Annotated in this window: 12 protein-coding genes; 7 read left to right on the forward strand and 5 right to left on the reverse strand. The window is 49.1% G+C overall.

Annotation, left to right across the window (positions count from 1 at the left end; translation table 11 throughout):
* Positions 1–7: 7 nt before the first annotated feature.
* On the reverse strand, positions 8–133 hold the full coding sequence (locus PSE6802_RS35595; protein WP_019503023.1) for a hypothetical protein: 126 nt from the start codon (positions 131–133) through the stop codon (positions 8–10).
* Positions 134–302: 169 nt separating this feature from the next.
* Here PSE6802_RS35595 and PSE6802_RS34375 point away from each other — a divergent pair, with 169 nt between their 5' ends.
* The 7 genes from PSE6802_RS34375 to priA all read left to right on the forward strand — a co-directional run bounded on the left by PSE6802_RS34375 (position 303) and on the right by priA (position 7,359).
* The gene (locus PSE6802_RS34375) at positions 303–464 is read left to right on the forward strand and encodes a hypothetical protein (RefSeq protein WP_019503024.1); all 162 of its coding nucleotides are present in this window, start codon (positions 303–305) and stop codon (positions 462–464) included.
* The gene (locus tag PSE6802_RS0126410; protein WP_019503025.1) at positions 457–1,062 is read left to right on the forward strand and encodes a GNAT family protein; all 606 of its coding nucleotides are present in this window, start codon (positions 457–459) and stop codon (positions 1,060–1,062) included. The genes PSE6802_RS34375 and PSE6802_RS0126410 overlap by 8 nt, the downstream gene beginning before the upstream one ends.
* Positions 1,063–1,584: 522 nt before the next feature.
* On the forward strand, positions 1,585–3,384 hold the full coding sequence (gene proS / locus PSE6802_RS0126415) for a proline--tRNA ligase (protein WP_019503026.1): 1,800 nt from the start codon (positions 1,585–1,587) through the stop codon (positions 3,382–3,384).
* A 168-nt stretch (positions 3,385–3,552) separates the two neighbouring features.
* Positions 3,553–3,798 carry a UPF0175 family protein gene (locus PSE6802_RS0126420; RefSeq protein WP_019503027.1) on the forward strand — a complete coding sequence of 82 codons (246 nt, stop codon included), beginning with the start codon at positions 3,553–3,555 and terminating at the stop codon, positions 3,796–3,798.
* Positions 3,795–4,289: a PIN domain-containing protein gene (locus tag PSE6802_RS0126425; protein WP_019503028.1), complete on the forward strand. Its 495-nt coding sequence runs from the start codon at positions 3,795–3,797 to the stop codon at positions 4,287–4,289. Before PSE6802_RS0126420 ends, PSE6802_RS0126425 begins: the two co-directional genes overlap by 4 nt.
* A 37-nt stretch (positions 4,290–4,326) precedes the next feature.
* A complete protein-coding gene (locus tag PSE6802_RS0126430) occupies positions 4,327–4,746 on the forward strand; it encodes an MAPEG family protein (protein ID WP_019503029.1) in 420 nt (139 codons plus the stop codon).
* A gap of 33 nt (positions 4,747–4,779) precedes the next feature.
* A complete protein-coding gene (priA, locus tag PSE6802_RS0126435; RefSeq protein ID WP_019503030.1) occupies positions 4,780–7,359 on the forward strand; it encodes a primosomal protein N' in 2,580 nt (859 codons plus the stop codon).
* 5 nt (positions 7,360–7,364) lie between these two features.
* On the opposite strand, the gene PSE6802_RS0126440 is transcribed toward priA, so the two are convergent.
* The 4 genes from PSE6802_RS0126440 to PSE6802_RS0126455 all read right to left on the reverse strand — a co-directional run bounded on the left by PSE6802_RS0126440 (position 7,365) and on the right by PSE6802_RS0126455 (position 13,092).
* The gene (locus tag PSE6802_RS0126440; protein ID WP_019503031.1) at positions 7,365–7,883 is read right to left on the reverse strand and encodes an N-acetyltransferase; all 519 of its coding nucleotides are present in this window, start codon (positions 7,881–7,883) and stop codon (positions 7,365–7,367) included.
* Positions 7,883–8,173 carry a type II toxin-antitoxin system TacA family antitoxin gene (locus tag PSE6802_RS0126445; RefSeq protein WP_019503032.1) on the reverse strand — a complete coding sequence of 97 codons (291 nt, stop codon included), beginning with the start codon at positions 8,171–8,173 and terminating at the stop codon, positions 7,883–7,885. Before PSE6802_RS0126445 ends, PSE6802_RS0126440 begins: the two co-directional genes overlap by 1 nt.
* Positions 8,174–8,389: 216 nt before the next feature.
* Positions 8,390–8,956 carry a Uma2 family endonuclease gene (locus tag PSE6802_RS0126450; RefSeq protein WP_019503033.1) on the reverse strand — a complete coding sequence of 189 codons (567 nt, stop codon included), beginning with the start codon at positions 8,954–8,956 and terminating at the stop codon, positions 8,390–8,392.
* Between the two features lie 116 nt (positions 8,957–9,072).
* The gene (locus tag PSE6802_RS0126455) at positions 9,073–13,092 is read right to left on the reverse strand and encodes a magnesium chelatase subunit H (protein WP_019503034.1); all 4,020 of its coding nucleotides are present in this window, start codon (positions 13,090–13,092) and stop codon (positions 9,073–9,075) included.
* Positions 13,093–13,443 lie beyond the last annotated feature (351 nt).

The following is a 13,443-nucleotide window of genomic DNA, read 5'->3' on the forward strand; positions in this document are numbered from 1 at the left end:
CGCTCGATTACAGAAAAAGTCGATCTGGAATTACCTGAAAGCCTTCAAAGAGGGGATCGACGATCGCCAATGATTTTGTATAGGTGCGTGGAGGACTATCTGGATAAAAAACAGTAATGCTCAGCAACCCCATTACAGCAAAGAAGAATTTGCTCGACGTGGCGATGAGATTTATGAGTCTCAGGTGCGTTACATTTCATTAACGCACCTTATCTTTTTCCTAATAAAATCATTTAATTCTGCACAGTTTCATCTAGTCTTTTTAGTTGCTATGATGAATGCGTAGAGATTAACACTTTGGCATGAAATATCCCCTACATACCCAATCTAAACCCGTCTCAGGTCTTGCTGCCAAGAAATTGCTAGAAGCGATTGACGCTGGTGGAGCAGTTGTCAACGATCGAATGATTGCCCTTGCCAAACGTATTGCCGCTCGTCGTCGAAAAGCACAGAAACATGGCTAGTTCTGGTAAGTTTGATGGCGTTGACTTCTCTCAAATCAATATTGAATTGCTAACCCCTGAACTCCGACAACTTGGTCAGGGGTTTCGCTGTGCTAGGGGAGAGTTTGTCACCTATTGGAAACAGGGAAGAATTCAACGGGAAGCTGAGGCACATCTTTGTCAATGCTGGATTGCTAAAGTTGAGGATGCTCTAGCTGGTTACATTACACTTCTAGCAGACAAGTTAGAAGTTGAAAATATTCTATTGATTCAAGAAGGCGTGAAATATCGTACTTTCCCAGCCGTTAAGATCGGGCTGCTTGCTGTCGATCGTCGTACAAGAGGTCTTGGGTTAAGGTTTATGGAATGGGCGATCGATTACGTGATTGCCGAAGTAGTCCCTGTAATCGGGGTAAGATTTATCACTGTAGATGCACTTTACGATTTTGATGTCGAGCCAGCTTATGATGCATCTGGCTTCTATGAAAAATTGGGGTTTGAGTTCGCCGATCCTACCGAGTGTCTACCGCCCGTCAATCCATATCGCACAATGTATCTCGATCTGAAGCCGCTGATGGAAGCACTTGCTACAGAAGAATTGAATGAAGATCGGCTATAGTCTCTGCAAAGAGCCGTCTAACTTCACCGTTAACCTGCATTATACATAATGATTTGCTAAAATCCTCACTGAAAAACTAATCTGGTGATTTGCCTCAAAAACAGGCTGTTTTTGAGAGTACAGATGCGATCGCGGTTTCAAAAGTTGGTGAACAATCCAGATTAGAGCCAAAGTATAGCGGTTTTCAGATGAAAACGAGAAGGGGGTTTGGGGGCGTTGCCCCCAAGAAGGGGAGGCAGGGCGGTCTTGGGGGTTACCCGCTAGAGCCACTGCCGTGTGGAACCCCTGCACCCCGTCAATAAAACCTGTTCTCAATTGAAAAACGCTATAACGTGCAGAAATTTCCAGCTATACCCAAGTTAAGACGGGGTTAAAATTTAAGTCAGGGTTAAAATTTAAAAACAGTACGATCCAACGTATGTTTCAAGAGGGTATGATGCGCCAATCAGATTTACAAACTTGGTTAGGGCGACATGTATAATTCCGCCTTAGATGAATAAAAAAGGGTCAAATTAAGAATAAATGCGTCTATCTCAAATGCTATGGGTAACTCTGCGCGAAGATCCGGCAGAGGCGGAAATTAAAAGCCATAAACTGCTGCTGCGAGCAGGCTATATTCGTCGCATTACCAGCGGGGTCTATGCCTACTTGCCCTTAATGTGGCGAGTCCTCCAAAAAATTTCAAGCATTGTCAGAGAGGAGATGAACGCCACTGGAGCGCAGGAATGCTTGCTGCCGCAACTGCAACCCTCGGAACTCTGGCAAGAGTCGGGGCGGTGGGATACCTACACTCAAGCTGAGGGGATTATGTTTGCGCTGAACGATCGCCTCGATCGCGAGTTAGGCTTAGGCCCCACCCATGAAGAAGTGATTACCGCGATCGCCCGCGATACGATCCGCTCTTATCGGCAGTTACCATTGCACCTGTATCAGATGCAAACCAAGTTCAGAGACGAAATTAGGCCGCGATTTGGCTTGATGCGAGGGCGCGAGTTCATCATGAAGGATGGCTACTCGTTTCATGCGAATACGGATAGCCTGAAGCAGACCTACAACGACATGCACCATGCGTATAGCAATATATTTAAGCGTTGTGGCGTAGAGTTTCGGGCGGTAGATGCTGACTCCGGCGCGATCGGCGGTTCCGGCTCCCAGGAATTTATGGTGCTGGCGGATGCCGGGGAAGATGAGGTGCTTTATACCGAGGATGGCAAATATGCCGCTAATGTCGAGAAAGCAGAGTCTCTGCCCCCCGACGCGGTGCCGTCCCCCTTTAAAACCTACGAAAAACGCCATACGCCCAACACGGAGACGATTGAGAAACTGTGTCAGGTATTGAAATGTCAAGCAACCCAGGCATTGAAGCAGGTTTTGTATCAAGCAACCTACGACAACGGCATAATTGTGTTGGTACTGGTTAGCATTCGTGCCGATCGGGAAGTCAATGAAGTCAAACTGCAAAACGAACTGGTCAAACTAGCAGCGGACTACAAAGCGAAGACGGTGTTGGCTTTGCAAGTCCCAGATTCAGAGCAGCAACGGCAATGGGCAGCCAAGCCACTGCCTGTGGGGTACATCGCGCCCGATCTCTCTGATGACTACATCGCTAAGTCCAAGCAAATCGCGCCTAAATTCCTGCGCTTAGTCGATCGCACTGCTGTCGATCTCAAGAATTTCGCTACGGGTGCGAACGAAACCGACTATCACGTCGTCGGTGCCAACTGGGGCAAGCAGTTCCCTCTGCCCGACAAAGTAGTTGATATTAGAAAAGCTCGCCCTGGCGATCGCGCCGTACATGACCCCAACCAACTCCTGCAAACCGCACGGGGAATTGAAGTGGGGCATATTTTCCAACTGGGCACCAAATATTCGGCTGTTATGGGTGCCACCTATACCAACGAGCAGGGTGAAGATATCCCGTTAGTGATGGGTTGCTATGGTTTGGGCGTATCGCGCCTTGCTCAAGCGGCGATCGAACAGTCCCACGATGCCGATGGGATGATTTGGCCGATCGCGATCGCGCCGTATCACGCCATTATTACCGTCCCCAACGTGAAAGACGAGGCGCAGATGGCAGTGGCAGAGCAGCTTTATCGTACGCTCAACCTGGCAGGTATTGAAACCTTGCTCGACGATCGCGACGAAAGGGCAGGCGTTAAATTCAAAGATGCCGATCTGGTTGGGATTCCCTTCCGCATTGTCACGGGACGCAGTATTGCCGAGGGCAAAGTGGAGTTGGTCAAGCGGGCAACTAAGGAAACCTCTAACCTCGCTGTGGATGATGTAGTGGATTACCTGCGCAATGCGATCGCGAAAAATTGACGATGGAAAAAATTGGTAAGCGCCCGCCCGCTTTAAAAATCTCTATTTTCTTGTACCTGCTCAGAGAATTCCCTAAACTTAAGCAAAAGAACAACTCAGGCTAACGCGATGGGTAGCACATATGCTGGTACAAAGGCTTAGAATAGGTGTAGAAAAGAAATTTTCGCTATGAGCATTGTTGTCCCTGACGAAATTTTAACCACAGCCCGCATGACAGAGGCAGAAATGCGTCAGGAAATCGCTGTCATGCTCTTTCAGAAAGAGAAGCTTACCCTTGCCCAAGCCAGTCGATTTGCCGGAATGCACCGCGTTGCCTTTCAACATTTGCTTGCCAGCCGTCAAATTCCAGTACATTACGATGTGGAAGATTTCGAGCAGGACCTTCAAAATCTACGGGAGATGGGTAGATTGTGATTGCTGTCAGCGATACATCACCCATCAACAATCTTGCTGCAATTAATCAGCTTCACCTCTTACATCAAATTTATGGAACAATTATCATTCCTGAAGCAGTTTATCGAGAACTAACCGACCCTAATTTTCCCGTTGCAGGCGCAACAGAAGTACAAACTCTTGACTGGATTCAAACATCTGTTGTTCGCAATCGCATTGTCGTCGCAACACTGGTCAACGAACTCGATATTGGCGAAGCTGAGGCGATCGCTTTAGCACTTGAGGTTCACGCCGATTGGGTCTTGATTGATGAGCGGCGCGGTCGGCTATTAGCAGCTAGTCTCAAGCTTCGTTATACAGGTATCTTGGGGATTTTAGTCGAAGCAAAAAGCCAAGGTTTGATTGCTAAAGTCAAGCCTTTATTAGATGCTTTGAGCAACGAGGCTGGATTTTGGGTTGCAGAACCTTTGTACAAGCATATTTTACAACTTGTTAATGAAGATAACTCCTAGGAAATAAAGTAAACTTTTTCTTATTCAAGATAACAAAATGGATATCAATTTACTAGCTTTACCCGGTCTTGTCACAATTCTGGCTTTGCTGCTCTACTACGGCCTCACGATCGGGGTTGGCATCGCTCGCTACAAATATAAAATCCCCGCGCCTGCCATTACTGGAGATGAAAATTTCGAGCGCATTTTCCGCGCCCACCAAAATACATTGGAGCAATTAGCTCTATTTCTGCCCAGCCTGTGGTTGTTTAGCATTTTTAACAATCCGGTCTGGGGTGCAGCCATTGGTGGGGTGTGGGTGTTAGGCCGCATTGCTTATGCTTGGGGCTATTACGTTGCTGCCGAAAAACGCGCGCTTGGCAACGGTGTGGCGACCCTGTCGATGCTGACCTTGTTAATTGGTAGCGCGATCGCGATCGCGGGCAAAATTCTAGTACTGATTAATTTGAAGGCGTAGTAGAATCTTGGGACTCCCATAGCGATCGATCCGATGGTAAATGCAGCGATCAGCGTATCCGTAGCTCAGACGAATTACCAAGCGAGTGCTGCCACCAGGACGCAGGCTCTGGTGCAGGTCTTAGTCGATTGCCAGGGTATTGAAGGTTTGTTAACCTACTCTATTCCTGCCGACATGAAGATTGCCGTGGGGGATATTCTGACCGTGCCCCTGGGAGCGCGCTACGTGGGCGCGATCGCTCTGCATCTAGTCAATGCATCGGAACAACCGGAATTTGATGGAGAGATCAAACCCGTTAGCTCTCTGGTCAGCACGGGGATTTTTCCGCCTTACTACTGGCAATTACTCGCTCGCACTGCCGAATATTACCGCACTCCCCTAATTCAAACCGTCAAAGCTGCTTTACCACCCAAGTTAATGGATCGCGGCAGCTATCGCATCCGCATTAACGCACAGATTGAAGCAATCGATGAAGCGAATCTCTCTCCAGCGGCGAGGGCGGTATGGCAGTTTCTAAGCGATCGCGCGAGTCAATCTCATCATAAATCCGATCGCAAAGGTGTAACGCAGAAATATCTATATCAACATCTGTCTCATTATACCCATCCTGGATTGAAGGAACTACATCAACTAGGCTATATCTCTACATATCTGGAGCCGCCGCAGCGCCCGCAGCCTAAGTACGAAGATTGCGTGATTCTCTTGCGATCGCCGGATGAATATCTCACTACACGGCAAAAGGAAGTTATTACTGTCCTGCAAAGGCTGGGGGGCGACGTGCTGCGATCGCAACTGATCGAACAAGCAAAAACCACCTATGCCTCTCTACAAAATCTAGCAAAGAAAGGTTATATCGCGATTGAAGCACGGGAGTGTTTGCGTCTGGGGGATAAAACCCATGTTGTCGCTAAAGATCGCCCCAAGCAACTCACGCCAGCTCAAGCAGAAGCCTTAGCTCGGATTCAAGCTCTCACATCGACCAGTACGCTTCTCCTGCATGGCGTTACGGGTTCGGGCAAAACGGAAGTTTATCTACAGGCGATCGCGCCAGTTTTGCAACAAGGAAAATCCGCTTTAGTCCTGGTACCGGAAATTGGCTTGACTCCGCAGTTGATGGATCGATTTCGGGCGCGCTTTGGCGATCGCTATGTAAATGCTTACCACAGCCAGCTTTCTGATGGCGAGCGGTTTGACACCTGGCGGCAGATGCTATCCGGCGAGCCGCAGATTGCGATCGGTACGCGATCGGCAGTATTTGCACCATTACACAATCTGGGTTTAATCGTCCTCGATGAGGAACACGATTCCAGCTTCAAGCAGGATCGCCCTCAGCCCTGCTACCACGCTCGTACGGTGGCACAATGGCGCTCTGAATTAGAAGATTGTCCCTTGATTCTTGGCTCGGCCACGCCTTCGACTGAGATGCTGTATTTGGTGAAGGCACAAGGCAGTCAAACTTCTATTGGCGATCTGGATTCGCAAAATCCCCAAGATTTACCCGAGATATCCGAGCGACAATCGATCCAATATCTCACTCTACCCGATCGCATCGGTAATAAGCCCATGCCACCGATCGCGGTAGTGGATATGCGCGAAGAGTTGAAATCCGGCAACTGGTCGATGTTCAGTCGGCAATTGCAAGCAGCGATCGCCAGAATGCAGGCACAGGGCAAGCAGGGCATTCTGTTTATCCATCGACGGGGGCACAGTACATTTGTTTCCTGCCGCAGTTGCGGGCACGTCATGATGTGTCCCCACTGCGATGTCTCGCTCTCCTATCACGTCTCGCCAACTAGAAAAGATGGCGATTTGCGCTGCCACTATTGCAACTACGTCCAAACCAAGCCGCGCAGTTGTCCTGCCTGCGGTTCGCCCTATTTCAAGCACTTTGGTAGCGGTACCCAAAAAGTAGAGCAGGAGCTGACCCAGCTTTTCCCCAGCCTGCGTTTAATTCGCTTTGATAGCGATACCACTCGAAATAAGGATGGACATCGATCGCTATTGTCACAGTTCCAAGCAGGCGAAGCAGATCTGCTGATCGGCACCCAAATGATTGCGAAAGGAATCGATATCCCTCAAGTAACTTTGGTGGGTGTAATCTCTGCCGATGGTTTGCTGAATTTCTCTGACTACCGTGCTGGCGAACGGGCATTCCAAACTCTGACTCAGGTAGCAGGTAGAGCGGGGCGCGGTGACGATCCTGGTGAGGTAATAATCCAGACGTACACGCCCGAGCATCCTGTAATTCAAGCCGTACAAACCTACGACTTTAATAATTTTATGCAGAGCGAGCTAGGACATCGAGCGGCGCTTAGCTATCCCCCCATCGGGCAAATGGCGTTGATTCATCTCAGCAGTGCCGACGCGATCGCAGTGGAAACGGCAAGCGATCGTCTGGCAGAATATCTGCAAGCCCAAAGCAATGATTGGGAAGTACTGGGGCCGGCTCCAGCGGCGGTGACCAGGGTAAAAAATCGCTATCGCTGGCAGATTCTGCTTAAATTCAATTCTTCGGCTTTACCGCACCTACCAAATCTAGAAACCCTACGTTCCGCTCTTGGCTCCAGATCGGTACGACTCGCAATTGACATCGATCCTCTAACTATTCTTTAGTGGAATTAGGGATTGAGAGTTTGAAAAAGCTCTGCGATAGATTTCATGGGGAGATAAAGTTTCATGGGATTTTGTTGAAATTGCTGGAAGCCATACTTGATGTAAAAACTTACTGCATCCTCGTCGATTGCTTCGGCGATCGCTGCTAGAGATGCCACCTGAGTCGATGCATGTAATGCTTTTCTTAGTGCATCCACTAACATCAATTCGCCAAATCTCTTGCCTTTTTGCTTGCGATCTACGGCAAGACGACCTAGCAATGTTGCTGGCAATTGAGGATAACGAGGTAAGTGCTTGGCAAAAGCTTCATCTAAGACTGTAATGTTAATCGTATAGGCAGAAAGCGTGTAGTATGCCAAAACATCAGGATCGGGATCGTCAATCAAGACAAATACTGTCGCCGAACGTCTTTTGAGATCCTGAGACGCTTGTTTGCGGATGTAATTGTCTAGACTACCCTTGCCGCAGGAAAAGTCGGAACGGTTATGCCTGCGACTATCGAGTGGTTCAATCTTGAGAACCATTATTCCGCGTTCATTACTTGCTTGTGCCGTAAGGCTGCTGCTTTCAGCGCATCATTAGGCTCAGGAGGGTTAAGGAGAGCATCAACAAAAATTGCGCTATCCTCAATACTAAGTTTTAGCGATTGGTGCTGCTGAATAACTCGGATTGCTTCTGTTTGTACGCTTGCAACCACAAAATCTGTGAGCGTACGTCCTTCTAAATCAGCTGCTTGCTGCCAAAGCGCCTTAATCTCAGGGCTAATCCGAGCTTCTAGTCTCGCCATCGATTGGGAATTAGTTGCAGTTGCCATATCGATAAAAGCAAAATTGCATTATTAGCTATATTATACGGCTATTTGCCGCATGTCAATATTTCCAATTACCCACCTTTTATAGCGATCGTAAATGATTTATAGCTATAGCCAATAGGCTTAGGACGGGGTGCAGGAGTGGAACCCCTGCGTGGAGGCGTGGGGGCTGCGCCCCCTGTCCTAACAGATCTGTCTACGGCTATACGATCGCTATAGTTATTTTTGTGGCAAATTTACTCCACGATACAATTCTTCGATCGCTACCTCAATCTCCATACTCTTCAAAACAACTCGATCGCCAGCATGATAAATCTCTATTTCCCATTGCTCTCCATCGCCCACGCGACGGCGGCATTCTATTTTCATCTCATCCTGCGAGATTAGAACGTACTCTTCTAAAGATTCGATCTGTTGATAATCGTTAAACTTATCACCGCGATCGAAATTTTCCGTTGATGGTGAAAGTACTTCAGCGATTAACTTGGGGTAGCGTTTGATGTAGCGATCGTCGCGATCGCGACGATCGCAGGTGACAAAGGCATCGGGGTAGTAGAACAATGCATCTTTGTAATTGACTTTGACATTTCCAGATCGCACTGCGCAATCTTGCGATCGCGCTTTCTGACGCAGAAGTTCGATTAGATTTAGGCACAGTTCATCATGGTCGTCACTTCCCCCTGCCATAGCATAGACTAAACCATAGCGATATTCGTGTCGAAACATGCTGTCGCGTTCGATCGCAAGGTATTCTTGGGGACTAAATCCAGATGGAATGGCGATCATATTAGCTTACTGTCTCTCGTAAAGATTGACTCGTAATAGTCAGAGAGGTTAGGGCAGGCACGGGGCACTGCTCCTACGTCTCTATAATTATCGGTGTTTCTTTGTGGGAATCGTTTTTAATCTACTCCTTCGATGCGGTCTTCTAGTTCCTGGTAGAGATCGCGCAGCATTTGCAGGTTCTGGTCGCTGGTTTCCCAGTACCCCCTGCCATTTACCTCCAGTAACGTGCCGACGATCTTGCGGAAAGAGTGAGGGTTGAGATTCTTGAGGCGATCGCGCATCTCTGCATCCTGGACGTAGACATCATTGACATCCTCATAGACCCAATTGTCCACCGCGCCAGCGGTTGCCGACCATCCCATCGTATTCACCAGGCGCTTGGAGATCTCGCGCACGCCTTCATAGCCGTGGTTGAGCATGCCTTCGTACCATTTGGGATTCAACAATTTGGTGCGAGAGTCGAGGCGCACGGTTTCGCTGAGGGTGCGTACCTGGGCGTTAGCTGTAGTGGTATCGGCCATGTAGGCACTGGGCTGCTTGCCGTCGCTTCTAAGACTCGCTACCACTTTAGTCGGGTCGGAGTCGAAGTAGTGACTGACATCGGTGAGGCTGATTTCCGAGGAATCGAGGTTTTGGAACGTGACATCGACGGATTTGAGCGATGATTCGTACAACTGGCGTTGCTGCACGTTATTCACCTCAGAGCCAAACGCAAAGGATTTGCGCGACAAATACATCTGTTGCAGATCCGACTCGCTTTCCCAGGTGCTATTCTCCACCGCCAGGTTAACATTAGAGGAATAGGAACCAGCCGCGTTACTAAACACCCGCGTCGCTGCTTGGCGAAGCGTGACACCAAATTCCTCTGCCTGAGCGATCGCGTGCTTGCGCACGAAGTTCATCTCTAGCGGCTCGTCGGCCTCGGCAGCCATGCGAATGGCGCGATCTAGCAAATCCATTTGATTTACAAATAGATCCCGGAACACACCGGAACAGTTCACCACGACATCAATGCGAGGGCGACCTAACTCTTCTAATGGGATTAACTCCAGGCGGTTCACTCTACCCAAAGCATCAGGTAACGGTTTAACTCCCACCATGCAAAGCACCTGTGCTAGCGATTCGCCGTAGGTTTTGATGTTATCCGTACCCCAGAGCACGCAAGCTATGGTTTCGGGGTAATTGCCGTTATTTTCAGATTTCTGGCGATCTAGCAACCGTTCCACTACGACCTGGGCTGCCTGTACGGCGGCGCTGGTGGGAATCGACTGCGGATCGAGGGCGTGCATGTTTTTGCCCGTGGGCAATACGCCCGGATTGCGGATGGGGTCGCCACCAGGGCTAGGGGTAATGTATTCCCCTTCCAAAGCTCGAATGAGACCGCCTAGCTCGTTATCCGCCACAATTTGTTTGAGACAGAATTCCAAAAATTCAAATAGGGGATCGATCGCTTCCGAATCGATCGCCTTATAGCCTGATTCGTGCAGAGAGGTAATCCAGGGTTCGGTTTTACCCATGCTGAGGAAGTTGAGCACGGATAGTTTGGAAATTCGCCCATCGGCATCGGCTTTGGCTTTGACCAACGCCCCTACAGCTTTATTAGTCGTAGCGCGAATCTGTGCCAGTAACTCAACATCCTCTAAGATGCCCTTATCGCTAGATTTAAATAGCTGTTCGATATCCCTCCCAATGCTTTCACAGATAATTCTCGGTAAAGATTTGATATTGTCTTCAGGGCGATCGAAGCTGGCGATGCTGGCTAAGACATCAGTGACATCTTCGATTTTGGGTGCTTCGCCGACTACGTGAAGACCGCAGGGCAGAACGCGAGACTCAATTTCCATGAGCTTGTTGTACACTTTCCCAACAATATTGTCGCGTTCTTCCAAACTCATGTCCTTAGCGTCGCGATCGCCGAGATCGACATCTTTATCCAGATTAACCAACCGGACCTTATCCATAATCGTGTTGGTAATCGAGACACCGCGATTGCCCAGGCGCAGTTCTTTATAAGAACCGATCAGTTCGTTAAGTTCGTTTAAGCCACGGTTAAGTCCGGCAGTTTCGGGGGCGGGGGTGATGTAGCTAATCGTGGTGGCATAGCCGCGTCGCTTGGCGATCGTGCATTCCGAAGGGTTATTGACGGCGTAGTAGTAGATATTTGGCAAAGCGCCGATCAAGTTATCGGGATAGCATTCGCCCGACAGACCGATCTGCTTGCCTGGCATGAACTCCAGGGAGCCGTGGGTGCCGAAGTGCAGTACGGCATCGGCTTGCCAGATTTTGTTGAGGTAAGTGTAGTAGGCGGCAAACCCGTGGTGGGGCGAGGCGGACTTGCTGAATAGCAGGCGCATGGGGTCGCCTTCGTAGCCAAACGTTGGTTGTACGCCCACAAACACGTTGCCGTAGTGCTTGCCGTAGACCAGCAAGTTCTGTCCGTCGGAGTTGAGATGTCCGGGTGCGGGACCCCATTGCGCGGCGATGCTTTCGTAGTAAGGTGTACTGGCCTCGTACTCCGGCACGGAGAGCCTGGCGGCGATGTTTAGCTCCGGACTACCGGCAATCGCGTTAGGATTGTGCAAAATTTCCTGCATCAGGGCTTCGCCGTTGGCGGGCAGGTCGTGCACGTCATAGCCATTATTTGCTAGCGACTGCACCACCTTATGCACGGAGGCAAATACATCCAGATACGCCGCCGTACCGATATTGCCCTTATCCGGCGGGAAGCTAAAGATGGTAATCGCAATTTTCTTTTGGCAGCGGGGCTTGCGGCGCAGGTTTGCCCACTTCATGGCACGACTGGCAATCATCTCAACGCGATCGCTGAGCGTGATCGCCCGCCCTGTCAACTCATCGCGCCCGGACATCACGATCGGATCGACGGCACCATCCAGTTCGGGCAAAGCTACCTGTAAAGCCACCTGCACGGGATGCAGTCCCAGATCGCTATTCTGCCACTCCTCTGTGGTCTGGAACACGAGGGGCAACACCACCATGTAGGGGCAGTTGAGTTTTTCCAGTGCCGCTACGGCTTTGGGGTGATCTTGACGAGCGGGGCCGCCAACCAGGGCAAATCCGGTGAGGGATACTACTGTATCTACTAAGACTGTTTCTCTAGCTTTATCTTTGCTGAACGACCAATTGCCTCTAGGCGCGGAACTGTAAAAATATTCCTCGACTGGCTTGGAGAAATCTAAGCCACCTGCGAATACTGGCATCACCCTTGCACCTTGCGATTCCATTTCTTGCACGACAGCAACATAATGGGCATCATCCCCGGTTACTAAGTGCGTGCGTGCCAGTACTAAACCAATACAGGGTGCCAATGGGTCTTTAAGATCGTCGGAAATGTCGGTGCGGGAATTGTACCAGGCAAAATATTCCTGTACGTCCTCAAACATTTTGGGGGCGATCGGATGCCAAATACCCATGTCTGGATAGGAGATCGGCTCGCGAAACGCGATCGCATTCTTGCGATCCTTCACCTGCGGCATGTAGTTTTGCGCGATCATCAACAGGAAGTTCTCCAGGTTTTCCTGGGAACCGCCCAGCCAGTATTGGAAGCTGAGCATGAAATTACGTGCATCCTGTGCCTTATCGAGGGGCATGTATTTGAGGATTTTGGGCAGGGTTTGCACGACCTTGAGCATGCTGTCTTGAAAAGAACTACCCGCCTTTTCCTTGCGTTTTTTCATGAACTGAGCGATCGCGCTCTTGGACTGACCGAGATTTTCCATGCTAAAACTGCCCATTTTATTCAGGCGCATGACTTGAGGCATGGAAGGAAAGACCACACAAGCATCAAGGCGATCGCGATGTGGCTGCACGGCATCGACAATTTTATTGGCCAGATCTTCAATGAAGATTAGTGAAGCCAGAAATACGTTGGCATCGGCAACATCCCGTTGAAATGACTCATAATTTGCTGGATCGCGCAATTCCTCGATTAAGTAACCGCTCACCTCTACGGCTAAATTGGGGTTACGGCTATTAATGGCGGCGATCGCCGCTGATAAAGCACTCTGATACTGTGGTTCTAAGACGACGTAAACCACTTTCATCAACACACGACCGTTAATATTTTCCGGGGCAATATGTCTAATTGTTGTGCTGGTCGGTTTAACGGTTGCGAACATGCGGTCTCCTTAAGTTTTCGGATCTCTATAAGTAGCTTGTATATCAACGACAATGAGGGACTTCGAGGAATTGCTTATCCTCAAGCACTATTTAGCCAGGACTAGTTACGAACTAATTAGCTATCAACTTTAGTTTTAGCAAAGAATCCTTACAATAGTTCACCTACAGACCGATCTGCAACATTTTGCAATCAAATTATTTAAATTTCGTAACAAAACCTTAGTGCATTCAATCAAAAAATGTTTACATTAATTAACATGATTCGAGCGGTCTTAAATCTTAGATCCTTTAGTCCTTCACGGAGGATAATGAATGCCAGCAGCAGATATAATTAGATAAAATTTAAGGAT

It is taken from the genome of Pseudanabaena sp. PCC 6802, from assembly GCF_000332175.1.
In the GTDB taxonomy this organism is placed as follows: Bacteria; Cyanobacteriota; Cyanobacteriia; order Pseudanabaenales; family Pseudanabaenaceae; genus PCC-6802.

What these genes read in the sequence shown, in the direction of transcription:
- PSE6802_RS0126445 (WP_019503032.1), bottom strand. Translation starts at nt 8,173, where the DNA reads ATGGCAACTGCAACTAATTCCCAATCGATGGCGAGACTAGAAGCTCGG.
- PSE6802_RS0126450 (WP_019503033.1), bottom strand. Translation starts at nt 8,956, where the DNA reads ATGATCGCCATTCCATCTGGATTTAGTCCCCAAGAATACCTTGCGATC.
- PSE6802_RS0126410 (WP_019503025.1), top strand. Translation starts at nt 457, where the DNA reads ATGGCTAGTTCTGGTAAGTTTGATGGCGTTGACTTCTCTCAAATCAAT.
- PSE6802_RS35595 (WP_019503023.1), bottom strand. Translation starts at nt 133, where the DNA reads ATGGGGTTGCTGAGCATTACTGTTTTTTATCCAGATAGTCCTCCACGC.
- proS (WP_019503026.1), top strand. Translation starts at nt 1,585, where the DNA reads ATGCGTCTATCTCAAATGCTATGGGTAACTCTGCGCGAAGATCCGGCA.
- PSE6802_RS0126455 (WP_019503034.1), bottom strand. Translation starts at nt 13,092, where the DNA reads ATGTTCGCAACCGTTAAACCGACCAGCACAACAATTAGACATATTGCC.
- PSE6802_RS0126420 (WP_019503027.1), top strand. Translation starts at nt 3,553, where the DNA reads ATGAGCATTGTTGTCCCTGACGAAATTTTAACCACAGCCCGCATGACA.
- PSE6802_RS34375 (WP_019503024.1), top strand. Translation starts at nt 303, where the DNA reads ATGAAATATCCCCTACATACCCAATCTAAACCCGTCTCAGGTCTTGCT.
- PSE6802_RS0126440 (WP_019503031.1), bottom strand. Translation starts at nt 7,883, where the DNA reads ATGGTTCTCAAGATTGAACCACTCGATAGTCGCAGGCATAACCGTTCC.
- PSE6802_RS0126430 (WP_019503029.1), top strand. Translation starts at nt 4,327, where the DNA reads ATGGATATCAATTTACTAGCTTTACCCGGTCTTGTCACAATTCTGGCT.
- priA (WP_019503030.1), top strand. Translation starts at nt 4,780, where the DNA reads ATGGTAAATGCAGCGATCAGCGTATCCGTAGCTCAGACGAATTACCAA.